Annotated in this window: 24 protein-coding genes, 1 tRNA gene and 1 pseudogene; 20 read left to right on the top strand and 6 right to left on the bottom strand. The window is 37.8% G+C overall.

Features of this window, described 5'->3' with window-relative positions; translation table 11 throughout:
• Positions 1-333: 333 nt before the first annotated feature.
• The 3 genes from metF to RM541_RS01650 all read left to right on the top strand — a co-directional run bounded on the left by metF (position 334) and on the right by RM541_RS01650 (position 3,210).
• A complete protein-coding gene (gene metF / locus RM541_RS01660) occupies positions 334-1,287 on the top strand; it encodes a methylenetetrahydrofolate reductase [NAD(P)H] (protein WP_311498486.1) in 954 nt (317 codons plus the stop codon).
• A gap of 62 nt (positions 1,288-1,349) precedes the next feature.
• Positions 1,350-2,453 carry an acyloxyacyl hydrolase gene (locus tag RM541_RS01655; RefSeq protein ID WP_311498485.1) on the top strand — a complete coding sequence of 368 codons (1,104 nt, stop codon included), beginning with the start codon at positions 1,350-1,352 and terminating at the stop codon, positions 2,451-2,453.
• 4 nt (positions 2,454-2,457) lie between these two features.
• Positions 2,458-3,210 (top strand): head GIN domain-containing protein, encoded by a 753-nt coding sequence (locus tag RM541_RS01650; protein ID WP_311498484.1) that lies wholly within the window; start codon positions 2,458-2,460, stop codon positions 3,208-3,210.
• A 533-nt stretch (positions 3,211-3,743) separates the two neighbouring features.
• On the opposite strand, the gene gldA is transcribed toward RM541_RS01650, so the two are convergent.
• Positions 3,744-4,664, bottom strand: a complete 921-nt coding sequence (gene gldA, locus RM541_RS01645) for a gliding motility-associated ABC transporter ATP-binding subunit GldA (RefSeq protein ID WP_311498483.1) — start codon at positions 4,662-4,664, stop codon at positions 3,744-3,746.
• Positions 4,665-5,071: 407 nt separating this feature from the next.
• Between gldA and RM541_RS01640 the strand changes: the two genes are divergently transcribed.
• From RM541_RS01640 to RM541_RS01625, 4 genes are read left to right on the top strand one after another with little or no spacing between them, the layout of a single operon-like run.
• Positions 5,072-5,896 carry a prephenate dehydratase gene (locus RM541_RS01640; protein ID WP_311498482.1) on the top strand — a complete coding sequence of 275 codons (825 nt, stop codon included), beginning with the start codon at positions 5,072-5,074 and terminating at the stop codon, positions 5,894-5,896.
• A complete protein-coding gene (locus RM541_RS01635; RefSeq protein ID WP_311498481.1) occupies positions 5,896-7,041 on the top strand; it encodes a pyridoxal phosphate-dependent aminotransferase in 1,146 nt (381 codons plus the stop codon). The genes RM541_RS01640 and RM541_RS01635 overlap by 1 nt, the downstream gene beginning before the upstream one ends.
• Positions 7,038-7,886, top strand: coding sequence for a prephenate dehydrogenase (locus RM541_RS01630; RefSeq protein WP_311498480.1), 849 nt, complete (start codon positions 7,038-7,040; stop codon positions 7,884-7,886). Before RM541_RS01635 ends, RM541_RS01630 begins: the two co-directional genes overlap by 4 nt.
• Positions 7,887-7,909: 23 nt before the next feature.
• Complete coding sequence (locus RM541_RS01625) at positions 7,910-8,992, top strand: chorismate mutase (protein WP_311498479.1); 1,083 nt, start codon at positions 7,910-7,912, stop codon at positions 8,990-8,992.
• A 105-nt stretch (positions 8,993-9,097) separates the two neighbouring features.
• Here RM541_RS01625 and RM541_RS01620 read toward each other — a convergent pair whose 3' ends face one another.
• Positions 9,098-9,745, bottom strand: coding sequence for a hypothetical protein (locus RM541_RS01620; RefSeq protein WP_311498478.1), 648 nt, complete (start codon positions 9,743-9,745; stop codon positions 9,098-9,100).
• A gap of 86 nt (positions 9,746-9,831) precedes the next feature.
• Here RM541_RS01620 and rsgA point away from each other — a divergent pair, with 86 nt between their 5' ends.
• From rsgA to RM541_RS01570, 10 genes are all read left to right on the top strand, one after another.
• On the top strand, positions 9,832-10,785 hold the full coding sequence (rsgA, locus tag RM541_RS01615; RefSeq protein ID WP_311498477.1) for a ribosome small subunit-dependent GTPase A: 954 nt from the start codon (positions 9,832-9,834) through the stop codon (positions 10,783-10,785).
• Positions 10,782-11,234, top strand: coding sequence for a D-aminoacyl-tRNA deacylase (dtd, locus tag RM541_RS01610; protein ID WP_311498476.1), 453 nt, complete (start codon positions 10,782-10,784; stop codon positions 11,232-11,234). The genes rsgA and dtd overlap by 4 nt, the downstream gene beginning before the upstream one ends.
• 65 nt (positions 11,235-11,299) lie before the next feature.
• Positions 11,300-13,225, top strand: coding sequence for a DUF3858 domain-containing protein (locus RM541_RS01605; protein ID WP_311498475.1), 1,926 nt, complete (start codon positions 11,300-11,302; stop codon positions 13,223-13,225).
• Between the two features lie 4 nt (positions 13,226-13,229).
• The gene (locus tag RM541_RS01600; protein WP_311498474.1) at positions 13,230-15,236 is read left to right on the top strand and encodes a transglutaminase family protein; all 2,007 of its coding nucleotides are present in this window, start codon (positions 13,230-13,232) and stop codon (positions 15,234-15,236) included.
• A 2-nt stretch (positions 15,237-15,238) separates the two neighbouring features.
• A complete protein-coding gene (locus RM541_RS01595) occupies positions 15,239-15,565 on the top strand; it encodes a nucleotide pyrophosphohydrolase (RefSeq protein WP_311498473.1) in 327 nt (108 codons plus the stop codon).
• Positions 15,566-15,835 (top strand): hypothetical protein, encoded by a 270-nt coding sequence (locus tag RM541_RS01590; protein WP_311498472.1) that lies wholly within the window; start codon positions 15,566-15,568, stop codon positions 15,833-15,835.
• 5 nt (positions 15,836-15,840) lie between these two features.
• On the top strand, positions 15,841-17,067 hold the full coding sequence (aroA, locus tag RM541_RS01585; RefSeq protein WP_311498471.1) for a 3-phosphoshikimate 1-carboxyvinyltransferase: 1,227 nt from the start codon (positions 15,841-15,843) through the stop codon (positions 17,065-17,067).
• A gap of 511 nt (positions 17,068-17,578) precedes the next feature.
• A complete protein-coding gene (gene queA, locus RM541_RS01580; RefSeq protein WP_311493725.1) occupies positions 17,579-18,628 on the top strand; it encodes a tRNA preQ1(34) S-adenosylmethionine ribosyltransferase-isomerase QueA in 1,050 nt (349 codons plus the stop codon).
• 72 nt (positions 18,629-18,700) lie between these two features.
• A complete protein-coding gene (gene rlmN, locus RM541_RS01575; RefSeq protein WP_311498470.1) occupies positions 18,701-19,744 on the top strand; it encodes a dual-specificity RNA methyltransferase RlmN in 1,044 nt (347 codons plus the stop codon).
• A gap of 60 nt (positions 19,745-19,804) precedes the next feature.
• Positions 19,805-20,782: a polyprenyl synthetase family protein gene (locus RM541_RS01570; RefSeq protein ID WP_311498469.1), complete on the top strand. Its 978-nt coding sequence runs from the start codon at positions 19,805-19,807 to the stop codon at positions 20,780-20,782.
• A gap of 15 nt (positions 20,783-20,797) precedes the next feature.
• Here RM541_RS01570 and RM541_RS01565 read toward each other — a convergent pair whose 3' ends face one another.
• From RM541_RS01565 to RM541_RS01550, 4 genes are all read right to left on the bottom strand, one after another.
• Positions 20,798-21,031 (bottom strand): hypothetical protein, encoded by a 234-nt coding sequence (locus RM541_RS01565; RefSeq protein ID WP_311498468.1) that lies wholly within the window; start codon positions 21,029-21,031, stop codon positions 20,798-20,800.
• A 75-nt stretch (positions 21,032-21,106) separates the two neighbouring features.
• Positions 21,107-21,286, bottom strand: a complete 180-nt coding sequence (locus RM541_RS01560; protein WP_311493524.1) for a hypothetical protein — start codon at positions 21,284-21,286, stop codon at positions 21,107-21,109.
• 82 nt (positions 21,287-21,368) lie between these two features.
• On the bottom strand, positions 21,369-22,145 hold the full coding sequence (locus RM541_RS01555) for a TIGR03915 family putative DNA repair protein (RefSeq protein WP_311498467.1): 777 nt from the start codon (positions 22,143-22,145) through the stop codon (positions 21,369-21,371).
• Positions 22,142-23,407 carry a putative DNA modification/repair radical SAM protein gene (locus RM541_RS01550; protein WP_311498466.1) on the bottom strand — a complete coding sequence of 422 codons (1,266 nt, stop codon included), beginning with the start codon at positions 23,405-23,407 and terminating at the stop codon, positions 22,142-22,144. The genes RM541_RS01555 and RM541_RS01550 overlap by 4 nt, the downstream gene beginning before the upstream one ends.
• 306 nt (positions 23,408-23,713) lie before the next feature.
• Here RM541_RS01550 and RM541_RS01545 point away from each other — a divergent pair, with 306 nt between their 5' ends.
• The 3 genes and pseudogenes from RM541_RS01545 to RM541_RS01535 all read left to right on the top strand — a co-directional run.
• Positions 23,714-24,166: a GatB/YqeY domain-containing protein gene (locus tag RM541_RS01545; RefSeq protein WP_311498465.1), complete on the top strand. Its 453-nt coding sequence runs from the start codon at positions 23,714-23,716 to the stop codon at positions 24,164-24,166.
• A gap of 7 nt (positions 24,167-24,173) precedes the next feature.
• Positions 24,174-24,250 (top strand) — tRNA-Arg (locus RM541_RS01540).
• Between the two features lie 291 nt (positions 24,251-24,541).
• Positions 24,542-24,913: pseudogene (locus RM541_RS01535) on the top strand (IS3-like element ISLbl1 family transposase); the annotation flags it as partial.
• Positions 24,914-25,485 lie beyond the last annotated feature (572 nt).

Genomic DNA, 25,485 nt, shown 5'->3' with positions numbered 1-25,485 from the left:
AGACCTCACAGGTTTTTAAAAACCTGTGAGGTCTGGAAAAGACTCGGTAGACCTGCAAGGTTTTTAGAACCTTGTAGGTCTGGAAAGAATCATCGGTCTTAGAGTCGTGGAAAAGTGTAGACAAGCATCAAGCTACATTTAATTTAGCTGCTCAAGATTTGGTTACGAGTTCTTGAATAAAAGAATAAAAGATTAGATGAAATAAATGCGTTAGGGATTGCAGCGGCATCCTTTTTTACCGGCACGCAGCGAAGTGGAGTGCTGGGAAAAAAGATATAGCGAAAAGCCCGGCCTGTAAGGCAACGCCAATATATAAAGAAATCTTAGGTTAACATGAAAGTTACGGAACACATCAAAAATGCAAAGGGAAAAACATTATTTTCCTTCGAAATTATTCCACCAAAAAAAGGAAAAAATATTCAGGAGCTATATAATAATATAGATCCTTTAATGGAATTTCAGCCGCCTTTTATAGATGTGACAACTTCCCGGGAAGAATATGTATATGTGGAAAGAGAAGGGCTTCTGGACAGACAAATTACACGTATGCGCCCTGGAACGGTGGGTATTTGTGCCGCGATCAAACATAAATACAACGTAGATACAGTTCCTCATGTGCTTTGCGGAGGTTTTACCAAGCAGGAAACTGAGTATCTGCTGGTGGATTGCCATTATTTGGGTATTGAAAATGTAATGGCGCTGCGTGGTGATGCGATGAGCCATCAAAAATATTTTGAACCTTCAGAAGGTGGTAATAATTACGCCTGTGAGTTGGTGGAGCAAATTCAGGGTTTAAATCAGGGAAAATATTTGCACGATGTTATCGAGGCAGATCACAAGGCTGATTTTTGTATTGGAGTCGCGGGCTATCCTGAAAAACATTTGGAAGCCCCTTCCTTAAAATCAGATCTCCGGCGGTTGAAAGAAAAAGTAGATAAAGGGGCAGATTATATCGTAACACAAATGTTTTTTGATAATAGCAAATATTTCAAGTTTGTGGAAGATGCCAAAAAAGCTGGAATTAACGTGCCAATTATTCCGGGCATAAAACCAATAGCCACAATGAGGCACCTGCAGTTACTGCCGCAGGTTTTTAGAATAGATCTTCCCGAAGAATTAATTTCAGAAGTTGAAAAATGCAAAAGTAATGCAGAAGTACGACAGGTAGGTGTAGATTGGTGTATCTCGCAATCTAAAGAATTAATGGATGCCGGGGTTCCGGTTTTGCACTACTACTCTATGGGGAAAAGCTCTAATATTCAAAAAATTGCAGAGGCAATTTTTTAGCGGAAAAATAAGAGAGATGCCAAAAATGGCAATTATCGCAAATGTATTAGATTTGCTGTGCCATGAATAAATTTGTCCTCTACCTACTTTTGTTTTGCTGTGGAATAATAAATGCGCAGGATAAAGCTTCCAAATTTTATTCGGTAGATGCCAATTATTTCTATGGAACAATTTTAGAACATAGTCCCGATATCTCCCACCTCATTACGGACCATCCCACGGGAATAATCCTCAGTTTTCAGCGAAAAACTTATGGGTTTAAAGCCTGGGAGCGGCGTTACAATCATCCTGATGTGGGCTATTCTTTTACTTATCAGGATCTAAAAAATCAGCACCTCGGGGAAAACTTCGGACTTTATGCTCATTTAAGTTTTTACTTTTTACAACGGAATTTAATGTTTAGGGTAGGGCAGGGACTGGCCTATGCTTCAAATCCATATCATCCGGACGATAATTACCGGAACAACGCATACGGTTCCCAAATTTTAAGTTCCACTTACCTCATGGGTAATTTTCACAGGGAAAACATTTACAAAGGATTTGGATTGCAGGCGGGGATTTCGCTGCTTCATTATTCCAATGCCGATTTTAAATCTCCTAATAGCAGTACAAATACGTTGACATTTAATGTGGGAGTAAATTATATGCTGGATTATGAAAATGCTCCGGAATATATTGCTAAGGATTCGGAGAAAATTAAATACTCCGAACCGGTTCACTTGAATTTTGCTGTTCGCGGCGGAGTAAATACCATGGGAATTATAGGATCTGCACGATATCCTTTTTTAACGGCTACGGTATTTGCAGATAAAGTGATTAACAGAAAAAGCACTTTGCAGGCAGGTGCGGAGTTTTTCTATTCCAAAGCCCTGGAAGAATATATTTATTACCAATCGGTGGCTTTCCCAAACGGCCATACCACAGGTGATGAAGATGCAAATCGCGTAGGACTGTTTGCGGGTCATCAGCTAACATTCAACAAACTCTCTGTCATTACTCAGCTGGGTTTTTACGTTTACTATCCTTATGCTGAATATGTGGACCAGCTTTACATAAGGGCAGGATTGAGCAGAAAGTTGAGTGAGCATTTCTGGGCATCAGCTACAGTAAGGGCGCATGGTGCAAATGCAGAAGCTGTCGAATTTTCTTTAGGGTATAGATTATAAATAAATGAAGAATATTTTCTACATAGTATTTATCGTATTTTTCTTTTCCGGCTGTTCTCCGGAAGAGGCTGTAACCTGTTTTGAAACTGCCGGGGAAGTGGTGCGGGACGAAGTTGAAGTAGAAGCTTTTGATGAAATAATGGTTTATGAAAGAGTGAAACTATTCATTCAGCAGGGGGCGGAACAGAAGATAATTGTGGAGACCGGTGAGAATTTGAGAGATGAGATTTCGGTTGAAGTAGAAGGTTCCAGACTGAGCATCAAAAATGGCAATTCCTGTAACCTGTTCCGGGATTACGAAGTTACCAAAGTTTACGTTACTGTTCCCGAACTCACATGGTTGCAGAATAGTAGTGGCAGCACAATAGAAAGTATAGGTGTACTGAAATTTGCCAATTTATGGTTGCGATCTTTTAATCAGGAAGATGATTCCTCCATTCGTACTGTGGGAGATTTTCAGGTTAATCTGGACGTGCAAAATCTTCGGATTACAAATGATCAATACTCAAATTATTTCCTCTCAGGAAAGGTGGAGAATCTGAATGTGTTCTTTGCTGCCGGCGACGGAAGGCTGGAGGCTCGTGATCTTGTTGTTCAGCATTGTGAAATCTTTCACCGCGGGACAAATAAAATGATAATAAATCCGCAGCAGTCTGTAAAAGGTGAGATAAGGAGTTTTGGCGATGTAATTTCTGTTAATAGGCCGCCGGTTGTTGATGTAGAAGAATTTTATACGGGAAAACTGTTTTTCCTTTAAATCCCCGAAAGGGATTTTTAAATATGAGGTCAACTCGGGCAGAGTCGAGAGGTTCTTTTAAAGAGAGTAATTTGTATGAGTTCTCGACTGAAATGTGAACTGGTAAATGCATGAATTTGCGTGGCAATTGCATGTCGCCCCGAGCGCAGTCGAGGGGTTTGTTAAAAGCAGGGAACCATCTTCTTTATGGGAACAGCACAATAGGTTCTCGACTGCGCTGGAACTGACAAAACAGTGCGTGACATATCTCTCTGGAAGGATTCGAAGAGCAAAGATTTAAATTGCGAATCCCCGAGTCAGAAAGAAAAAATTTTTATCCTTCTGATTTCTAAAGATCGATAATTGCCAAATTTGATGCCTCACTTTTAGAACTGTTTCAAAGTTTCATTTGGTCGCCCCGAGCGGAGTCGAGGGGTTGGTTGAAAGCAGCAAACATTAATCTCTGAACAACGGAACAATGGGTTGTCGACTGCGCTCGTACTGAAGAAACAGTTCGTTCTTGAGCTTGAAAAAGTTCACTTGTGAAATTTTTTCTACGAAACTCCCCCTTCGGGGGCTGGGGGGATCGTAAGTTCAGCAAAAAGACTTTCCAGGTTCTTGGTTTTCCGGTTTAGCTGAAGTGTTTTTAGTCCGTTATCATGTGCGAAATCAAAAACCGCAGGGCGCATATCTTTTCTAGTATCAAAATGAAGTTCGTAGGTAAAACCACCGACATTTTTAGCGCTAATTAAATGCGGAAGTTTGTTGAAGGCAACATCTTCAATACGATAATCGAATTCCACTATGATAATTTGCTCATTTTCGTCCCGAAGTTCTGCCATTTTCTTATCGGCCACCACTTTTCCATGATCTATAATAATCACCCTTTCGCAAATAGCTTCCACCTCCTGCATAATATGGGTAGAAAGAAAGATCGTTTTATTTTTGCCAATATTCCGGATAAGATTCCTGATTTCTACAAGCTGGTTAGGATCCAGCCCGGTGGTAGGCTCGTCGAGGATTAAAACTTCCGGATCGTGAAGTAAAGCTGAAGCCAAGCCGATCCGTTGTCGGTAACCTTTTGAAAGCTGTTCAATCTTCTTGTTTGCTTCAGGAGTAAGACGCGTAAGTTCGATTACTTCTTCAATTCTTTCTTTACCTATATCATAAACCTTTGCATTAAAAGCAAGATATTCCCTTACATACATTTCAGTATACAATGGATTATGCTCCGGAAGATATCCCACTCCCTTCTGGATTTGATAAATATTATCACTCAACTGAATTCCGTTTACTTCAGCTTTTCCTTCAGAAGGAGGTAAATAGCCAGTAAGGATTTTCATTAAAGTAGATTTTCCCGCTCCGTTGGGTCCAAGGAAACCAACAATTTCACCCTTTTCAATAGAAAATGAAACTGCATCCAGGGCTTTTTGATCTCCGTAAAATTTAGAAATTCCTTCAACTGAAATGGACATACAGACTCTTTTTTTCAAAAGTAACAATTAATTATTACCCATATGTGCTAAGGAAAATGTAGGTTTTCGTTTTCCTTCTGAAGAGCGGCAAAAGTCGTTTAAATTATTCGGAATAAAGTATCATTAAAAATGACAATTTTTAGTAATCCTTTCAGGAAAGTAGAATTAGGAAATGAAATTAATAAAAAGTTAAAAAAAGAATAAAAATTGCGCTCATTTTTGAAATTAAATGCTACTTTAGCGCCGTAACAGTGAAACAATGAACAACTTAATTACCTGGAACGCATTTTATTATTTTTATTTCTATACCAGAGATAGGATCGGGAATGCTTTGTAATTAACTGTGCTGAAATTATATAAGAGTCTCGATCTAAACGTCGGGACTTTTTTTTTAGAGCAAATTTCAAATGGAGAAAAAAGTAGCAATTCAGGGAATTCAAGGTTCCTTTCATCATTTGGTGGCACAGGAGTACTACCATGAAAATATTGATGTTTTGGAATGCATGTCATTTCGTGAGCTGGTTGCAGGACTTGTTTCGGGTGAAGCAGATGAGGCGGTAATGGCTATAGAAAATTCTATTGCGGGTTCCATATTGCCCAATTATGCAATGATTGATGAAAATAACATAAAGGTGATTGGGGAGCATTATATTCCTATTGATATGAACCTTATGGCATTGCCGGGCCAGTCTATAGAAAAAATTAAGAAAGTTTTTTCCCACCCCATGGCATTGCTACAGTGTAAAGAATTCTTTAAAAAATATCCACATATTAAGTTAATTGAGGATGCAGATACGGCAGAAGTTGCCAAAAGGATTTCAGAAAAGGGATTAAAGCATGTTGGAGCGGTAGCAAGTAAAGCTGCAGCGCAGATTTTTAACCTCGAAATGCTGGCGCAAAATATCCACACCAAAAAAAGTAATGCTACGCGCTTCCTGATTTTAAGTATGAAGAAAAAGGAGCCAAACGGGGACATTATTAATAAGGCATCTTTAAAATTTGAATTAGAAAGTAAAAGAGGGAGTCTTGTTTCTGTATTAAATATCATCAGGGATTTTGATCTGGATATGACTAAGATCCAAAGTATGCCTATTATAGAAACGCCCTGGAAGTATTCTTTTTTTGTAGATGTTATTTTTGAAGAGTACGAAAGCTTTCAAAAGGCAATGGAAATATTGGAAGTGATGACTGAGCAATTAAAAGTATTGGGCACATATAAAAATAGTTTGTAATGGTACAGGCAAAAAGATTAGATGAGGTAAAGGAATACTACTTTTCCAGTAAACTGAGAGAAGTGCGCGCACTGGAGGCGCAGGGAAAACCTATTATAAATTTAGGAATTGGTAGTCCCGATTTACCACCACCGCCTCAGGTGATTTCTAAACTAAATGAGGCACTTATGAATCCCGGAGCGCACCAATATCAGCCATATAAAGGAACGGCAGATTTTAGAAATGCCATTCAGGAATTTTATAAGAACCATTATCACGTGAGCCTGGATCCAGAGAAAGAAATCATTCCTTTAATGGGGAGCAAAGAAGGAATCACCCATATTTCTATGGCTTTTTTAAATAAAGGAGATCAGGTTTTAATCCCCAATCCGGGTTACCCAACCTATTCTTCGGTAACAAAGCTTGTGGAAGCAGAAGCGGTTTATTATGAACTGGATGCTGAAGGGAAATGGCTTCCGGATCTTGAAAAGTTAGCTAAAAAGGATTTAAGCAAAGTAAAACTGATGTGGGTTAATTACCCTCATATGCCAACAGGAGCTTCAGCTAACGAAGATTTCTTTTCAGAATTAGTGGCTTTTGCCAAAAAATGGCAAATATTGATCGTAAATGATAATCCGTACAGCTTTATTCTAAATGATCATCCCGAAAGTATTTTGAAAACAGAAGGTTCTAAAGAAGTAGTGTTGGAACTGAATTCCCTGAGCAAAAGTTTTAATATGGCCGGTTGGCGTATCGGGATGCTCTGCGGTAGTGAAGAAAACATTAATACCATTTTAAAGGTAAAGACCAATATGGATAGTGGGATGTTTTATCCTTTGCAGGCCGGAGCTGCTGAAGCTTTACGCCTGGATAAAAAGTGGTTTACGGCTCAAAATGAAATTTACAGGAGAAGAAAAGATAAAGTCCTGGAACTGGCTGCAGCTCTAAGTTGTACTCCGGAAAAAGATCAACAGGGAATGTTCATTTGGGCGAGGGTACCGGAAGGTGAAACTTCAGAAGAATTTGTAGATAAACTTTTACATACTCATGATATTTTCACCGCTCCCGGATTTATTTTTGGAAGTCAGGGAGAAGGTTACATCAGATTTTCTCTTTGTACAGACGAAGACAATATTTCTGAAGCCATTAAACGAGTAAAAAAATGAAAGTTTATATTATAGGAATAGGGCTTATTGGAGGTTCTTTTGCACTGGACGTGAAAGCAAATTTTCCAGATTCAAAGATTTTCGGAATAGATGCTAATGAAGCACATCTTGACAGGGCAAAGGAATTAAAGCTGATAGATGAAAAAGCTACAATGGCAGATTTTGAAGATGCCGATGTTGTATTTGTGGCCGTTCCCGTAGATGTTAGTCTGGAGGTCATTAAGCAAACACTGGATCAAATTGGGGAAAACACTTTGGTTATAGATGCGGGATCAACAAAAGCAAAGCTTTGCCAGGCGGTAACAAATCATCCAAAGAGAAGAAATTTTCTGGCTGCCCACCCTATTTCGGGTACAGAATATTCTGGTCCCGAAGCGGCAACACCTCAACTTTTCAAAGACAAAACTAATATTATTTGCGAGGTAGAAAAGACTGCTTTTAAACTTCAGGAGAAGGCTTTGGACATTTTTAATAAACTCGGAATGAGGATAAGGTACATGGATCCTGAATCACATGACCGGCACATCGCATACGTTTCACACCTGTCACATATAAGTTCTTTTATGCTTGGCAAAACGGTATTGGAAAAGGAAAAGAACGAGCGGGATATTTTTGATCTTGCAGGTAGTGGATTTGCATCTACTGTGCGCCTGGCAAAAAGTTCACCTGCTATGTGGACACCAATCTTTCAGCAGAATAAAGAGAATGTACTGGAAACCTTAAATGGATATATCAGTAATCTTACCCAGTTTAAGAATCTTATCGAAAATGAGGATTTTGAGGAGGTCTTTAATGAAATGGAAAGGACAAATCATATTAAAACAATTTTAAACGGAATCAACTAATACTACTTAAATTATATTGACAAATGGAAAACAAGAAAGAACTTAGAAATTGGCTGGATGCTTTTGGTCTTGATCACCCTCTTGTGATCGCGGGCCCATGCAGCGCCGAAACCGAAGATCAGGTTTTGAAGATTGCACATCAGCTAAAAGATACAGATGCGACAGTTTTAAGAGCAGGAATCTGGAAACCAAGAACAAGACCTGGAAACTTTGAAGGTGTTGGTGCACTTGGTTTAAAGTGGCTCAAAAAGGCAAAGGAAGAGACAGGAATGTTAACTACTACTGAAGTTGCAAACACTGCTCATGTAGACCTTGCCTTAGAAAATGATGTAGATATTCTATGGATTGGTGCGCGTACTACAGTTTCTCCATTTATCGTTCAGGAAATAGCAGATGCTCTGAAGGGAACTGATAAAACTGTATTGGTGAAAAATCCGGTGAATCCAGATTTATCTCTGTGGTTAGGTGCTGTTGAGCGTTTTTACACTGCAGATATTAAAAATTTGGGAGTAATCCATAGAGGATTTTCAGCTTACGAAAAAACAAAATACCGAAACAATCCGGAATGGCAGATCGCTATTGAACTTCAGAATAAATTTCCTGATCTTCCATTAATTCTTGATCCTTCGCATATCGCCGGACGCCGTGATATAATTTTTGATCTTTGCCAGACGGCACTCGATCTTAATTACGACGGAATAATGGTAGAAACCCATCATACTCCTGATGATGCATGGAGTGATGCGGCACAACAAATAACTCCAGCAACCCTTGTTCAGATTATGAAAGATTTGAAGATTAGAAAAGAAATTTCAGAAAGTGAAGAATTTCAGAATAAACTCAGTAATCTTAGAGCACAAATTGATGTTGCCGATAATCAGTTAATTGAGTTACTTGCCAAAAGAATGAGAGTTTCTGATGAAATAGGAAAAGTGAAAAAGTCACAGAACGTTTCTGTTCTTCAGACAAAAAGATGGAATGAAATTCTCGGAAAAATGGTGTTGGAAGGAGAGCAACACGGGCTTAGCGAAGAATTTATTTTACGTTTATTTAAGGCTGTCCACCAGGAATCTATTAACCACCAGGAGAAAGTAATGAATTCTTAAGAGTCTCATTTCATTTTGCTATAAATTCAAAAATGAGAAATGTGATTTTGGTATAAATAAGAAAGCCCCACTGCTAGAGTGAGGCTTTCTTATTTTTTGCTGTGCTTACTTAGTATAGGCCAACCGTCTTGAGGCTTTTCGCATTAGCGTATTTATCAACACATCTGTGCTGCTACCTAGGCTGCCAGCTACTCTTTTATTGTAATTCCATAAAAGTTCCCCGTCTGCCGCATTGTTTACGCTCATATTAATAGTTGCAGCGTTGGTGGATCCCCAAAATCCAACAAGAAGTCCAAGGGCAATGGATGCGCCGTCAGACATAGGTTTGTCGGTTTCGAAGTTACCGCCAATAACAGCGTCCACTTCTAATACTTCGGCTAGTTCTTCTGGTGTAAGGGCGGTAAGATCATAAATTTTATTCTTAGCCAGCATCGCATTTGTGCGTTTTGGGTCCTGAACGTCAATAAACAATTTGCCGCGGCTTTTCCTTTTCAAGAACCAGGAGTACATAGAAGCCTGTACAGCAGTTCCTTCGCTTTTTTCCATTTCAGCTAACTGTTCTGCTGAAATTTCTTTCATTTGTTTAGGTCGTAGGCTTACCTTTGCAGTGAATGGCAAAATAGCAATTGTTTTATGCTCTTTTGCAATTTGATCGAAATTTGGATCTTCATACAGGTGGGTTTGCGCGTTGGATGTAAATCCCATAAAGATGAAGAAGATGAAAATGAACGATTTTTTAGTAACTTTTTGCATGATGAAGAATGATTAAGTTTAAGCGGTTAAATCTATGTGGAAATTCAATTGATTTTACAAGGCAATTAGTATAAATTTAATATTTAATGAAAGGAACTGTATACAAATCTACAGGCAGCTGGTACCTCGTGAAAACCGAATCAGGAGAACTCTATAAATGCCGAATAAAGGGAAAGTTCCGCCTTAAGGGAATTAAAAGTACAAATCCCGTTGCTGTAGGGGATAAAGTGGTCTTTGATCTGGAAGACCAGCAGGGGGATGAGCAGCAGGGAGTTATAAAAAAGATCGAGGAGCGGGAGAATTATATAATTCGTAAATCTGTAAACCTTTCTAAGCAAACGCATATAATTGCTTCAAATATAGATCGTGTTTTCCTCCTGGTTACCCTTAATAATCCGCCGACATTTACCACTTTTATAGATCGTTTTCTTGTCACGGCAGAAGCTTATGACATAGAAGCGGTTATCCTATTCAACAAAATTGATACTTACTCTAATGAAGAAACGATGGAAGTGAAATTCCTGGCGAAGCTGTACCGCGAAATTGGTTATGAATGTGTGGGAATTTCAGCTAAGACAGGTAAAAGTGTTGAGAAAGTCAAAGAATTGATGATAGGGAAAACCAGCATGTTTTCGGGACACAGCGGGACTGGAAAATCTACATTAATCAATGCACTTGAGCCTTCGCTGGATTTAAAAACTTCGGTTATTTCTGAACAGCACCGGCAGGGGCAGCACACTACAACATTTGCAGAAATGTTTGATTTAAGCTTTAATGCTCGGATTATTGACACACCGGGAATTAAAGGCTTTGGAGTGGTGGATATGGAAAAAGAAGAAATTGGTGATTATTTTCCGGAGTTCTTTGCCCTAAAACAAAATTGTAAATTTCATAATTGCCTGCATATGGAAGAACCGCAATGTGCAGTAAAGGAAGCTTTGGAAGAGGGTGAAATCGCCTGGTCCAGGTATAAGAGTTACTTACAAATAATGGAGGGGGAAGATGAAAATTACAGAATAGATAATTATCAGAAGAAATGAGGGTAGTACTACAAAGGGTGTCAGAAGCTTCTGTGACTATTAACCATCGCGTAAATGCAGTTATAGAAAAAGGACTTGTTATTTTGCTCGGTATTGAAGATGAAGATTCAGAGGAGGATATCGAATGGTTGTGTAATAAAATTATTAAAATGCGCATCTTTAATGATGAAGATGATGTGATGAACCTCTCTTTGCTGGATATTCAGGGAGATGCCATAGTTGTTAGTCAATTTACCCTCCATGCCAGTACTAAGAAAGGAAACAGGCCCAGCTATATAAAAGCTGCGAAGCCTGAATTTGCCATACCTCTCTACGAGAGATTTATTAAAGTGTTGGAAGAAAAACTGGATAAACGCATAGGCACGGGAGAGTTTGGGGCAGATATGAAGGTAGCCTTAATTAATGATGGACCTGTTACGATTCTTATGGATTCTAAAAATAAAAGTTAAAAAGTCTTAAAATTTTCTATATTGCAGTCATTAATCTGCCCTACCTTAGAAAATGAAACCTCTTAATGATTCTGCGTAAATTTTCAGTATATACAGTAGTACTCTTTTTTTTAGTTAATTCTGCAGTTGCTCAAGATTTTAAATACCAAAGCTTTCTACTGGATTCCAGTCTCACGGCTAATTCACATGCAATTATTAGAGAAAACCTGACTGAGGTGGAGGTTTTGGCGGTGGACAAGATGCTTATCCGTCGCAAAAAAATTGTTACTGTTTTAAATAAGAAAGGTGATGGTTATGCTTTGGCATCCACCTTCTATGATGATAACCGGAAAATAAAACATCAGGAAGCTTATATATTTAATTCTGTTGGCAAAGAAATTCAGCATTATAAAGAGCGGGATTTTAAAGATCAAAGTGCTGTGGGAGGTGCAAACCTTCATTCAGATGATCGAATAAGTTATCTTGATTATACTCCCAGAAGCTATCCTTATACAATTTTATTTGAAAGTGAAGTAGTGACTAATACTACTATTTTTATTCCACCGTGGCAGCCTGTATACGGGTATAATGCGAGTATAGAGAATTCTTCCTATCGTTTGCTTAACCCGGCTAAAGTTCCTTTTCGTTTTGAAGAACGGAATTTTGAAGGTTTTTCTTTAAGTAAGAAAGTTTCGGAATATGAACTTTTTTATAGTGTAAGCAAAATTCCGGCTTATGTTTCTGAAAAGTTGGCGCCAGACCTGGAACATTTTACACCTAAAGTATTGATTGCTTTAAATGATTTCTCTTTGGTGGGAGTGACTGGGCATGCAACTAATTGGTCAGAACTGGGTAAATGGCAGTTCGATAATTTACTAAGAGGCAGGGATAGATTGCCTGAAGAAACCATTTCAAAAATTGCAGTACTAACCAAAGATGCAAAAACCTTAGAACAGAAGGCTAGAATCATCTATAACTATGTTCAGGAAAAAACGCGGTATATAAGTGTGCAACTGGGAATTGGCGGTTGGGAACCTATGCCGTCTGAAGATGTTGATAAATTGGGATATGGTGATTGTAAGGCCTTAACCAATTATACAAAGGCTCTGCTGGAATCACAGGATATCCTATCTAATTATGCTGTGGTTTATGCAGGGGAAGAAAAAAGAAATATTGACTCAGATTTTGCTTCGATGCAGGGCACACATGTAATTCTCAATATTCCCGATGGTGAGGAGGATATATGGCTGGAATGTACAAGCCAGACCATGCCCTTTAATTATCTTGGCGATTTTACGGACGATAGAAATGTACTACTTGTAAAGCCTGAAGGAGGAGAAATTGTTCGTACAAAAACTTATACTGCACCTGAGAACCTCAGAGAAAGCAATACAAAAATTATTTTAAAACAAGATGGCTCTTTTGAAACTCAATTTTTGCGCCAGAGCAATGGTGTTTTCTATGGAAATATTTATCAACTAAAAGATCAAAAAGCAGCAATTCAGGATATAGTATATAAAGAAGACTGGGGGCATTTACAGGATTTAAAAATAGAGTCTATACAATACAATGATGACAAAGATAAACAGCAGTTTGTTGAAGAGCTGAGTTTTACCGGACAAAAATACGGTACAAAGGCCGGAAAAAGACTATTACTACCGGTAAGTTTTCTAAACCTGAAAACTTTTAATACTGCGGAAACTAAAGAGCGAAAATTGCCACTGGAGATAAGAAGGGGAGAAACAATAGTTGATTATTTTAGCTTTCTTCTGCCTGAAGGATTTGAGGTGGAATCAATTCCACAATCCGCAAATATAACTTCAGAATTTGGAAGTCTGGACTTTCAACTTAACGTAATAGATGGTGGAGACGAGAAAAAGATTGAGGTGATACGGTCATATCAAATAAAAAAAGGATCCTGGCCTGCAGAAAAGTATCAGAAATTCCGGGATTTTATATCTGAAGTAAATCATATCAACAATCAAAAAGCCGTTATAATAACTAACCTTTAACATCATGCGTAATTTTTTATTTACTCTATTCCTCGTTGCCTTTAGCGTCGCCAACGGGCAGGACTTTAAGTTCGGAAAAGTTTCCAAAGAAGAAGTGCTAGAAAAAATTCATCCTTTGGATTCTACAGCCAATGCAGCCATTCTTTATAAAAGTGAGAATACCTATTATGAATTCAACCAAAACGCGGGATTCACTCTTGTAACCGATATTCACGAACGTATAAAAATTTATAACAAAGAGGGGTTTGATTGGGCAAATAAAGAGATTACAGCTTATCAGAGTGGATCTGACCGCCAGAAAATCGTAAGTATTAAAGGAAATACGTATAATATAGTAGATGGTAAACTTGAAGATGAAAAGTTGCACAAAGACGGTATTTTTGATGAAGAAGTAAATAAGTACCGGCTAAAGACAAAATTCACTATGCCAGCTGTAACAGAAGGAAGTGTAATAGAGTATTCTTATTCTATTCGGTCTCCGTTCTTAACCAACCTGGGAGAGACCAGGCTGCAGTATACGATTCCTGTTAATAGAATCGAAGTGAAGGTGAAAATTCCTGAATTCTTTGGTTTTAAGCTACATTCTAACCTTAAGTCTCGTTTAATTTTTAATATAGACAAATCTGGTGACACTTTTAGGTATACTTATCAGGAGGCTAATAGAAGGAGTAATGGCTTGACAAGGTCATCAGATTATTCCAGTAATTCTATAGATTACAATTTAGCTGTTTATGAGATTAAAGAAGATAACATTCCTGCTTTAAAAGAAGAGCCTTTTGTGGATTATCTTGAAAATTACGCGGCGTACATTAAATGGGAGCTTATGTATACAAAGTTCCCTAACTCACCGGTAGAGAATTTTACCGAAAGCTGGGAAAAGGTCACTAAAACTATTTATGATGGCAGCCTGGGTAAGGAATTAAGCCAGGAACGGTATTTTAAGAAGGACATCGATGAGCTTCTAAAAGGAATTTCCAATCCTGAAACTAAAATATCGCTGATATATGATTTTGTGAAGAATAAAGTAAGGTGGAATAATTTTGTGGGATATTATGCAGATAATGGTCTTAGATCTGCTTACAAAGAGGGAGTTGGAAACTGTGCAGATGTAAATCTTTTACTAACAGCTATGCTTAGGTATGCTGGTTTAACCGCTAATCCGGTGCTTTTAAGTACACCAGATAACGGTATTCCTGTGTTTCCTACAAGAAATGGTTTTAACTATGTAATTTCCTGTGTAGAACTCCAGGGCCAGACCGTGCTGCTCGATGCTACAGATCCTTTAGCTGCTATAGGGGAGCTGCCAAAACGTGCCAGAAATTTTCAGGGTAGACTTATACGAGAAGAAGGTAGTTCAGACTGGGTTGACCTTATTCCTTCTACAGTTTCTGAAGAAAAAGTGTATACGTATTTTGGGTTAAATGACGGTCTTCAACTGGAGGGTAAAGCCAGTAAAGCACATCAGGGATTGTATGCAAAGCGTTTCCGTGAAAATAACGGTATGAGTGATGAAGAATATCTGGAAAAATTGCAATTAAAATTAGGCCAGTATACTATATCAGACCTTGTTGTTGAAAACAAAGTAAGTATAAATGAAGACATTAAGGAAGCTTATACTTTTACAGCAAAAAACCCGGTAGAGGAAATCAACGGAAAAATTTATTTACAACCGTTTTTGTTTAATGCTGTTCAGGAAAATCCCTTTAAAGCCGATGAGAGAAATTATCCGATTTTCTTTGATTTTCCTTTCTTGCAAAATGAAATTATTACTTTTATTGCTCCGGAAGGATATATCCTGGAATCGGTTCCCGAAAGTGGAATTTTCCAGCTTAATGGGGGAGAAGTTAAATACACTTTTATTGTGCAGCAAAATGGAGCTATTTTGAATATAAGATCTACTCTAGACTTGCCAAAAACCTATTTTACTCCTGAAGATTATGATGGTTTAAAGAAGTTTTACAGTCAGATAATTGAAAAACAAACCGAAGCAATAGTTCTTTCAAAAATATAAAAATGAATATACAGGACGCTCAAAAAGCTGTTGACGAATGGATAAATGAACACGGAGTGCGTTATTTCAACGAGCTAACAAATATGGCGCAACTTACCGAAGAAGTTGGGGAGGTTGCCAGGATTATTGCCCGTCGTTATGGAGAGCAAAGTGAGAAAGAAAGTGATAAAAATAAAGACCTTGGAGAAGAATTGGCAGATGTTGTTTTTGTAATTTTATGCCTTGCAAATCAAACTGGTGTCGATCTTCAAAAAGCGTTTGATAAAAAACTGGATTTGAAGACAAAACGGGATCATGACAGGCATCATAATAATGAAAAGCTGAAGTAAATGGGGTTTAAGAGCATTGTCTCACAAAGGAAATATTGGAAGTCTGTAGTTGTTCTGGGGCTAATATTTGCCATTCTTTACAATCTCGTTTCAATCTTTTTTGAATATGGTGGTTTTGCTTTTGAAAATTATTACTACGATCATATTGCCGGGGACAAGTTGCTAAGGTATATTTTAGCCCAACTTGGAGCCGCCCTTTTTTATGGAGTTATAGTTGCTTATGGCCAGTTTAGATCAAAAGAAAAACGAGAAGAAAATTCCAATAACTGAATTATATGGAAATCAAAATATCACATTCTGAAAAAAAACTTTTTGGAAAATTACAAATAACCGGATCTAAAAGCGAATCCAACAGGCTTCTTATTCTTCAATCTTTATTTCCTTCACTGCAGGTAAAAAATCTGTCCAATAGTGATGATACCCAGGTGATGAAGAAGGCGCTTCAGTCTGAAGATGAGATCGTAGATATACATCACGCAGGTACTGCCATGCGGTTTTTAACAGCGTATTTTGCAGCTAAAGAGGGCAGGGAAGTAGTACTTACAGGAAGTCCACGCATGCAGGAGCGACCAGTTAAACTACTGGTTGAGGCACTTAAAAGTATAGGAGCAGATATTTCTTATGAAAAGGAGCAGGGTTTTCCCCCGCTAAGGATAAAAGGGAAAAAACTTAGCAAAGATGAGGTAGTGGTGCAGGCAAATATCAGTAGTCAGTACATTTCGGCGTTAATGTTAATTGCACCTTCACTTCCTAACGGACTACAGATCAGGCTGGATGGACAAATTACTTCCGCACCATATATTTCCATGACGCTGGAGATATTACACCACGCTGGGATTAAGGGTGAATTTAAGGATAACAGAATAAAAATTGAACCGGAAGAAAGCCTGTCTTCAAAAACGATCAATATCGAGTCAGACTGGAGTTCAGCATCTTATTTTTACAGTATCGCTGCCATTTGTGATGAAGCAGAGCTAAAATTATCCAATTATCGTAAAACCAGCCTTCAGGGGGATTCGTGTTTGGCAGAAATATATAGTCAGCTGGGAGTGGAAACAGAATATGAGAATGATTCCATTATTCTGAAGAAAAAACCCTGTAAAAAGCCAAAGAGAATTGCTGAAGATCTTCAGAATTCGCCGGATATTGCCCAGACGATTGCTGTAACCTGTCTAGCTTTGGGAATTGAATGTCAGTTAACCGGTTTACATACGCTGAAGATCAAAGAAACCGATAGATTAGTCGCTTTAAAGAACGAAATTGAAAAATTTGGGGCAAAAGTGGACATTACGAACGACAGTCTAAGATTGCATCCGGTAAAAATTTTTAATGAAGGGGCTTCTGTGGCGACTTATAACGATCATAGAATGGCAATGGCATTTGCACCGCTGGCGCTTAAAGTGCCGTTTAGGGTTGAAGATGCAATGGTGGTTTCAAAATCCTATCCAGATTTTTGGGAAGATCTGGAAAGCCTGGGATTTGATGTGCAAAGAGAAGGTTGATAATTACCAATTTTTGACCTGTAGTCCCGCCACGAATCCACAAATAATTTTTAAATGCTTCCGCGGAAAGTTTTTTTATTAGGATCGTGATTCTTGCCTCCTGTTTCATGGTTCAGTTTAAGATGAACGCTACAAAATGGCAATTATCGGCCTTGAGTAGGTACTGGTTCTTCAGAAAAACCCTGAAGTTCTTTTGTTATTCACAATGGAAATTAAGAAGAGGCTGAAAAATGGTGATTTTAGGCCTTTATATTTTTCAGGAGCAGGTTGTAAAATCTCAAATGGAATCTTTGTCACAAATTTCTGCTGAAAATCATAAGTTGTAATGGTTTATCACGCATCCTGGTTCTTGTCTCCTGTCTCCTGTCTCAATTTAAGAATAGCCTTCAAAATGGCAATTTTCGGCACTATTTCCTTCCGAAGAAATCATTTTTTAAATAAAGTGCTATTTACTTGACAACCCCTATGTTGAGGTTGTATATTTGCCCCCTTTAAAAATTCAACTATGGGAATGAAACTTTCACACTTCAATTTTGAACTTCCAAAAGAACTTTTGGCTGAATATCCTTCAGAAAACAGGGATGAGGCAAAGCTAATGGTGCTAAACAGGAAGGATCAAACTATTGAACACAGGCAATTTAAGGACCTGATAGAGTATTTTGATCCGCAGGATGTAATGGTACTTAACAATACCAAAGTGTTTCCTGCAAGACTTTTTGGAAACAAGGAAAAAACCGGAGCCAGGATCGAAGTGTTCCTTTTAAGGGAGTTAAATCCTGAAACCAAGCTTTGGGATGTGTTGGTGGACCCGGCAAGAAAAATTAGGATTGGGAACAAGTTATACTTTGGCGATGACGAAAGTCTTGTTGCAGAAGTTATTGATAATACAACTTCCAGGGGTCGTACATTAAGGTTTTTGTATGACGGTTCTTATATAGACTTCAGAAAAAAATTGAATGAATTGGGGGAAACTCCGCTTCCAAAGTATATCAAACGAGAGGTAGAAGCTTCAGATGAGGAACGTTACCAGACGATATATGCGAAAAAGGAAGGTGCTGTTGCGGCACCTACTGCAGGATTACACTTTTCTAAGCACCTGTTAAAGCGTCTTGAAATTAAAGGAATTGATTTTGCTGAAGTTACGCTTCATGTTGGATTGGGAACTTTTAGTCCGGTAGAAGTGGAAGATCTTTCCAAGCACAAAATGGACAGCGAAGAAGCTTTTATTGAAGGTCCGGCAGTAGAAACAATTAATAAGGCGAAAACGGAAAGACGTAAAGTTTGTGCTGTTGGTACAACAGTGATGAGAGCTTTGGAAAGCTCAGTTTCTTCAAACCTTACACTTAATGAGTTTGGAGGCTGGACCAATAAATTTATTTTCCCTCCTTACGATTTTAGTATTGCTAATTGTATGATTACTAACTTCCATACTCCAAAATCTACGCTTTTAATGATGGTTTCTGCTTTTGCAGGACACGACTTCATGAAAAGAGCTTATGATGAGGCTGTGAAGGAAGGATATAAATTCTATACTTACGGAGATGCTATGTTGATTTTATAGCGTTTTAAATAATAATTTGAAAAAGACCCCACAGGTTTCTGAAACCTGTGGGGTCTTTTGTATTTTTGCAGCGTGAAAAACGAAAAGAAAGACATACGGGCTTTAACCAAAAAGCAACTTCAGGAATTCTTTGTCTCCCAGGGAGATAAATCCTTTAGAGGAAGCCAGGTTTATGAGTGGTTATGGAACAAAAGTGCGCATACTTTTGAAGAAATGACCAACATTTCCAAAGAGACCCGTGAGATGCTGAAGAATAATTTTGTTATTAATCATATTCGGGTAGACCAGATGCAGCGCAGCAGCGATGGCACGATTAAAAATGCCGTAAAGTTACACGACAGCCTCACTGTAGAGTCTGTACTTATTCCTACGCCTAAACGTACTACTGCCTGTGTTTCTTCTCAAGTTGGTTGTAGCCTTGATTGCCAGTTTTGTGCAACGGCTAAGTTAAAACGAATGCGCAATCTTAATCCGGATGAGATCTATGATCAGGTAGTAGCCATAGATAACGAAAGCCGGCTTTATTTTGATAAACCTCTTTCTAACATTGTTTTTATGGGAATGGGCGAGCCTTTGATGAATTACAACAACGTGATGAAAGCTGTTGAGAAAATTACTTCTAAAGAAGGTCTGGGAATGTCTCCTAAAAGAATTACCATTTCAACTTCTGGCGTTCCAAAGATGATTAAAAAACTTGCTGATGATGAAGCGAAGATAAAGCTTGCAGTGTCATTACATTCGGCTATAGATGAGGTGCGGACGAAGATTATGCCTTTTAACGAAACTTTTCCGCTGAAGGACTTAAAAGAGTCTTTGGAATACTGGTACGCTAAGACGAAGAGCAGAATTACATATGAATATATCGTTTGGAAAGATATTAATGATAATCGCGTAGCGGCCCAGGCATTGGTGGATTTCTGTAAAGCGGTTCCCTGTAAGGTAAATTTGATTGAATATAATCCTATAGATGACGGACATTTCCAGCAAGCATCTGCTGAGGCTACTACCATGTATCAGCACATGCTCGAAAGAAACGGAATTACCGTTACCGTAAGGCGTTCCAGGGGTAAGGACATAGATGCAGCCTGTGGTCAACTCGCAAATAAATCGGCTTAATCTACGGGGATTAAAAGCAGTAGGATTTCCGCATAAAAAGTTATCTTTGCTCACTGCTTTATGAAGGTAATTTCCCAAATAAAACTTCCGGTGGAAAAGGAGATGGAACTTTTTGAAAAAAAGTTCTTTCAGTCCATGTCTTCAAATGTAGCGCTTCTTAACAGGATTACCCATTACATCGTAAATCGTAAAGGCAAGCAGATGCGGCCTATGTTTGTGTTTCTCGTAGCCAAGATGGTTTCCGGCGGCACTGTTAACGAACGGACATATCGCGGTGCTTCAGTAATTGAACTTATCCATACCGCCACACTGGTTCACGACGATGTTGTGGATGATTCTAACCGAAGGCGGGGTTTTTTCAGTATTAATGCGTTGTGGAAGAATAAAATTGCTGTTTTAGTTGGAGATTACCTGCTCTCCAAAGGGTTACTGTTGTCTATCGATAATAATGATTTTGACCTTCTGAAGATAATTTCGGTTGCGGTAAGAGAGATGAGTGAGGGTGAATTATTGCAGATTGAAAAGGCAAGGCGATTAGATATTACAGAAGAAGTTTATTACGAAATTATTCGGCAGAAGACAGCTACTTTAATTGCAGCTTGTTGTAGTCTTGGCGCTGCTTCTGTAAAACCTGATTCTGACGATATGATTAAGATGCGCAGATTCGGGGAGCTTATAGGAATGGCTTTCCAGATTAAGGATGATTTATTCGATTATGGAGAAGCTCAAATTGGTAAGCCTACCGGGATAGATATTAAAGAGCAAAAGATGACGTTACCTCTTATTTATACCCTAAATAATTGCTCGAGTAAAGAGAAATCCTGGCTCATCAATTCAGTCAAAAGGCACAATAAAGATAAAAAGCGGGTAAAAGAAGTTATTGAATTTGTTAAAACCAACGGAGGTCTGGAATATGCTGAACAAAAGATGACAGAATTCCAGCAGGAAGCATTATTGCTTCTCGAGGAGTACCCAGCCTCCACTTACCGGGATTCACTTGAGCTAATGGTGAATTACGTAATAGAACGGAAAAAGTAAGGTTAACAACGCCTTTCATTCGATTTCGGTTTTGTTATTTTCACGTTCCAGTTCCTGAAGTTCTTCTTCTACTTTATTATCAATTTTCTCTGCGCCTTCTTTAAGTTTACGTCCGGCTTCACGTGTATTCTCTTCTATATCTTCACCTATGGCTTCAACCGCTTCTTCAGTCTTCTCCTGAGTACTTTCACGACAGGAATATAAAAAGCAGGACACGGCCACTATAAAAACTAAAAATACTTTTTTCATTGTTGTGTTTCTATTAAAAGTAAAAAGCCATTCCGATATCAGAATGGCTTTAGAAAATATTAGTTCAAACGAGGATTACATCTCGTCAGTTCCTTCTACTTCTGCTTCTACTTCGTTACCAGCTTCCTCGGTAGCATTCTCGATGTCTTCACCAGCTTCTTCAGCAGACTCTTCGATGTCGTTACCAATTTCTTCCATATCGTTTTCTACATTTTCTTCTGTAGTTTCTCTACAAGAATAAATAGAAAGAGACATTGTTGCTACTGCGAATAATAAAAATAATTTTCTCATTGTAATATTTGTTTAATTAGTTGAAGCAACAAATTTAAACTATTTTTTAATTATGCAATAGGCTCTTTTCACTTAAATATTTCCAGTACCGTCTGGGAACATGTTGGAGGTGAAGCTTAGTGTTTTTTCTTGATACAATGTTGGTACTTTTAAAATATTGTTGCCACAACTGTTGAAACTCTATCTCTTTAGGATCTAAAGCCTTGCTATTACTGGCATTTATGTTCATGTCCTGGTTAAATTGTAAGGCTATGTGGTTAACTTCCTGAAGGTCATAATATAACCCATATTTCCTTGTGATATCGTAAATGATCCATTTTTGATCGGCATATCTTTTTTTAAAATGTTCCTGGATAAGAGGTAAAACATTAAAATCAGGTTCAATACAGGCAAAATATATTTGATCCTTAGTCAGCTTAAACCGTACAAAAGCCTCCATGCGATGTTTTTCTCTGCCGACCTTTTTAGCTGTCTGAGCAATTTTCAAAACTTGTGGATTACTATAATCGGAATCAATCTGATGCTTACTTTTAAAAACGTACTGCAGGTATTTTAATATAGTAAGCTCAATTCCTGGTTCTTCACTAAGGAATGCGCGGTAGAGATTCCTTCTTCCGGCGGCTGAACATCTTTCTTTTATAGCCAAAGCAACCCTTGCGGCTTTAGCTTCATCTGTAATGATATTTTGAAGTTGGCTGAACAATAATTCTGTTGCCCTTTGCTCCTGTTGAATGTCCACCACTTCAAGCTTTTCTTCATACGTGGTAAAGACACATGTAAGAAATCCCGTAAAAGTTCCATCATAGCTTAAAATAATCTTCATGAGTCGAAAATTGACAATTGCGGACTATAATTCTTTTTAAATTTGCTGCTTGAGTTTTTAAGTATTAAACCTTTAATTTTTTCTGAAGAAAGATCTTTCGTCTCCCACCCATGTGAATTACAAACAATAAAATATTTTGCGCGATTGAGGGCAATTCCAATCTTTCTAAGATGTTCCCAATTTAAACAGCGATGTTTACGGGCATTAATAATTTTATGAACCGATTTTAGCCCAATTCCCGGGACACGTGCCAGCAATTGTTTTTCAGCTTTATTTATATCTACAGGAAAAAGGTGCATGTTGCGAAGCGCCCAGCTTAATTTGGGATCAATATCTGTATCTAAATTTTTATGTTCTTCATTTAATAGTTCTCTTATGTCAAAGCCGTAAAAGCGGAGCAGCCAATCTGTTTGATAAAGACGGTTCTCCCGCAACATGGGAACGGCAGAGGTGAGAGCTGGCAGTCGGGGATCGGTGGTAACCGGCACATAGCCGGAATAGTAAACCCTTTTCATTTCATATTTTTTGTAAAAGTAGGTAGCAGTGTACATAATGTCCCTGTCTGTCTCTCCTGTGGCCCCAACAATCATTTGTGTGCTTTGTCCCGCAGGAGCATATTTTGGTGTGGATTTTAAGATTTTACTCTCTTCGCGATTTTTTGTAATTGCATTTCTAACCTTACGCATAGGTTTCATGAAATCTTCATGTTTCTTATCTGGAGCCAAAAGTTTTAAACCGGAAACCGTAGGTATTTCAATGTTAACGCTCAGCCTGTCTGCATATAAACCGGCTTCCTGCATAAGCTCATCACTTGCTCCAGGTATGGATTTGAGATGAATGTACCCGTTAAAATTCTCTTCTAATCGAAGCTTTTTAGCAACCAAAATAAGGCGTTCCATAGTATAATCAGCATCTTTAAAAATTCCTGAACTAAGAAATAGACCTTCAATATAATTGCGTCGGTAGAAATTAATAGTAAGATCTACTACTTCCTGCACTTTAAAGGCGGCACGTTTTATATCATTGCTTTTACGGGTGACGCAATAAGCACAATCAAAAATACAATGGTTAGTAAGAAGAATTTTGAGCAGAGAAATACACCTGCCATCTTCTGTATAGCTGTGGCAAATCCCCATTCCTGAAGAATCTCCGAGCCCATTTCCTTTGTTTTTACGAATACTACCACTGCTGGAGCAGGAGACGTCATACTTAGCCGCATCTGCAAGGATGGACAATTTTTCCTTAATTCTATCAAAATTCATTTCTCATAGCAATTTTTTCAAAAATAGGAATAAATCCAACATAATGGAAATAATCCTTTTAATAAAAATATTGTTTTACCTTATCAGAATTTAAGATAGTGGTAAAGAAGGAGGAGTGTTAAATAATTATACGTCATAGAAATGCCGACAATATTTTAGGACCGAAAATGTGGAAAAACAGAGCGTCTCTTTGGGAGCAAATAATTATGATAAAAAATTTTACTGAAAAGGATCTGATGTTGGAAGTAGATTTAAGTGGTAATTCTGAATATAATATTTTATATTCGCACCCAGAAACGAGAAAGTATGAGTCTACAGGATGAAGTAATGGTTGAGATGAAAGCGGCGATGCGGGCTAAAGATAGTACGAAACTGGAAGCTCTTAGGGCTGTAAAGAGTGCTATTCTTCTGGCAAATACTGATAGCGCTTCTAAGGATGGTCTGAACGAGGATGAAGAGCTTAAACTCTTGCAGAAACTTGTAAAGCAGCGTAAGGAGAGTGCTGCTATTTACCGGGAGCAGGGGAGAGAAGATCTGGCTGAACCTGAAGAAAAGCAGGCAGAAGTAATTGAGAATTTTCTTCCAGAGCAAATGAGTGAAGCAGAAATTGAATTAAAAATAGAAGAGATTATACAGAACACCAATGCGAGCGGAATGCAGGATATGGGAAAGGTGATGGGAATGGTTTCAAAAGAACTTGCAGGAAGGGCAGACGGTAAAACCATTTCTTCTATTGTAAAAAGCAAATTGAGTAAATAAAAATAACGGCCCCGTGGCGCAACTGAATAGCGCATCAGATTTCGGCTCTGAGGGTTGGGGGTTTGAATCCCTCCGGGGTCACCAAAGCTAATAACCATTAGCACCAAAACCACGCAAATCTTAGGATTAGCGTGGTTTTTTAGGTTTTGGAGATTTTTTTATTTGAATCAATTTGATTTCAAATGGGAACTAAAAGGTTTCCTGCTTTTCAAAATGTAACTTAAGGTCACATTTTAAAAATTTAAGTTGAACTTGTATTGTTGTTGAATTCATCTAGATAATTGTTTAATTGAAAAAATAACTGGACTTACCCTATTAGTTTGGAAGTAAGTTGAGTTAAAAGTTGTAATCCGAACCAAGCAAGGCTGTCACTAGTTAACGGTAATTATCGCTCTATTTAACAGAAAGGTTATTAGGTAGGCTTTAAGCGATAACCTCACTACTGAAGATACTATTAGAAAAGCTTGGAATATGGCCATAAATCACAGCGCTAGAACAACCTCTGATAAGGTATTCAATATGCAAGCCATAGATTTACCAGCATCCTCCACACGATAATAGCTTGATAAAAGGAGTTCATCAGCCGAAAAGGAAACTGCTGGGACAATGTCGTAGCAGAAACATTTTTAAATCCTTAAAAGTTTAATGGGTTTATAGGAACAGGTTTAACCTGAGATCTGAATCAGAATTATTCATTTTCCTTGGATCGAGACCTGATACAATAACAGAAGAAGACATTCTTATTAGGACAGAGTTATTAAAGATTTTCAGTTAAATATGTATAATTACAACCGAGCAGCTTAGTGAATACCTTAAAGTTCCGCTTTGTTTTGCAAGTCAACTTCCATATAAACGAGAAGAACTGCACGATCAATTTGAAGGAAATAATATCCTTTTCAGGTTTGTTTCTATCAAGAATATTCTTCAGAAAAACAGTATTAGATAATGAAAAATGTTAAAATAATAGCATTTTTAGCTGTTTTGTCACTATTAAATTTCATGAAGATCATTTAGCAATAAATTTAACATTTAAATATTGTTACGATAACCATTTCTTAAACTGACTGAACACCTTGGTTTTATAAAATTTTTCAGTCTCTTAATTCATCTGTTTTCGTTTGATTATTAGTAGTTTTTCTTCGATTTTTTAGCAATGTAACATAGCGGAAACAATTTGTTACATAAGAATAGAGGTGCCAGGGGATTAAAAAATATATTTGAAAAGAGATTATTGTGTTATTTTTACATTTTTTGATTTTTTAAGTTAAAGAATACTAAAAAGTTTCATAAATTTATTTCGCTTTCTGGACTGAAGGCGG

It is taken from the genome of Autumnicola psychrophila, from assembly GCF_031846645.1.
Classification (GTDB): Bacteria; Bacteroidota; Bacteroidia; order Flavobacteriales; family Flavobacteriaceae; genus Autumnicola; species Autumnicola psychrophila.
Note: the sequence above shows the minus strand (reverse complement) of the source record. Positions and strands in the feature narration are given on the sequence as shown.

Bases quoted from the DNA above. Each gene is read 5' to 3' on its own strand.
- metF (WP_311498486.1), top strand. From the start codon at position 334: ATGAAAGTTACGGAACACATCAAAAATGCAAAGGGAAAAACATTATTT.
- RM541_RS01655 (WP_311498485.1), top strand. From the start codon at position 1,350: ATGAATAAATTTGTCCTCTACCTACTTTTGTTTTGCTGTGGAATAATA.
- RM541_RS01650 (WP_311498484.1), top strand. From the start codon at position 2,458: ATGAAGAATATTTTCTACATAGTATTTATCGTATTTTTCTTTTCCGGC.
- gldA (WP_311498483.1), bottom strand. From the start codon at position 4,664: ATGTCCATTTCAGTTGAAGGAATTTCTAAATTTTACGGAGATCAAAAA.
- RM541_RS01640 (WP_311498482.1), top strand. From the start codon at position 5,072: ATGGAGAAAAAAGTAGCAATTCAGGGAATTCAAGGTTCCTTTCATCAT.
- RM541_RS01635 (WP_311498481.1), top strand. From the start codon at position 5,896: ATGGTACAGGCAAAAAGATTAGATGAGGTAAAGGAATACTACTTTTCC.
- RM541_RS01630 (WP_311498480.1), top strand. From the start codon at position 7,038: ATGAAAGTTTATATTATAGGAATAGGGCTTATTGGAGGTTCTTTTGCA.
- RM541_RS01625 (WP_311498479.1), top strand. From the start codon at position 7,910: ATGGAAAACAAGAAAGAACTTAGAAATTGGCTGGATGCTTTTGGTCTT.
- RM541_RS01620 (WP_311498478.1), bottom strand. From the start codon at position 9,745: ATGCAAAAAGTTACTAAAAAATCGTTCATTTTCATCTTCTTCATCTTT.
- rsgA (WP_311498477.1), top strand. From the start codon at position 9,832: ATGAAAGGAACTGTATACAAATCTACAGGCAGCTGGTACCTCGTGAAA.
- dtd (WP_311498476.1), top strand. From the start codon at position 10,782: ATGAGGGTAGTACTACAAAGGGTGTCAGAAGCTTCTGTGACTATTAAC.
- RM541_RS01605 (WP_311498475.1), top strand. From the start codon at position 11,300: ATGATTCTGCGTAAATTTTCAGTATATACAGTAGTACTCTTTTTTTTA.
- RM541_RS01600 (WP_311498474.1), top strand. From the start codon at position 13,230: ATGCGTAATTTTTTATTTACTCTATTCCTCGTTGCCTTTAGCGTCGCC.
- RM541_RS01595 (WP_311498473.1), top strand. From the start codon at position 15,239: ATGAATATACAGGACGCTCAAAAAGCTGTTGACGAATGGATAAATGAA.
- RM541_RS01590 (WP_311498472.1), top strand. From the start codon at position 15,566: ATGGGGTTTAAGAGCATTGTCTCACAAAGGAAATATTGGAAGTCTGTA.
- aroA (WP_311498471.1), top strand. From the start codon at position 15,841: ATGGAAATCAAAATATCACATTCTGAAAAAAAACTTTTTGGAAAATTA.
- queA (WP_311493725.1), top strand. From the start codon at position 17,579: ATGAAACTTTCACACTTCAATTTTGAACTTCCAAAAGAACTTTTGGCT.
- RM541_RS01570 (WP_311498469.1), top strand. From the start codon at position 19,805: ATGAAGGTAATTTCCCAAATAAAACTTCCGGTGGAAAAGGAGATGGAA.
- RM541_RS01565 (WP_311498468.1), bottom strand. From the start codon at position 21,031: ATGAAAAAAGTATTTTTAGTTTTTATAGTGGCCGTGTCCTGCTTTTTA.
- RM541_RS01560 (WP_311493524.1), bottom strand. From the start codon at position 21,286: ATGTCTCTTTCTATTTATTCTTGTAGAGAAACTACAGAAGAAAATGTA.
- RM541_RS01555 (WP_311498467.1), bottom strand. From the start codon at position 22,145: ATGAAGATTATTTTAAGCTATGATGGAACTTTTACGGGATTTCTTACA.
- RM541_RS01550 (WP_311498466.1), bottom strand. From the start codon at position 23,407: ATGAATTTTGATAGAATTAAGGAAAAATTGTCCATCCTTGCAGATGCG.
- RM541_RS01545 (WP_311498465.1), top strand. From the start codon at position 23,714: ATGAGTCTACAGGATGAAGTAATGGTTGAGATGAAAGCGGCGATGCGG.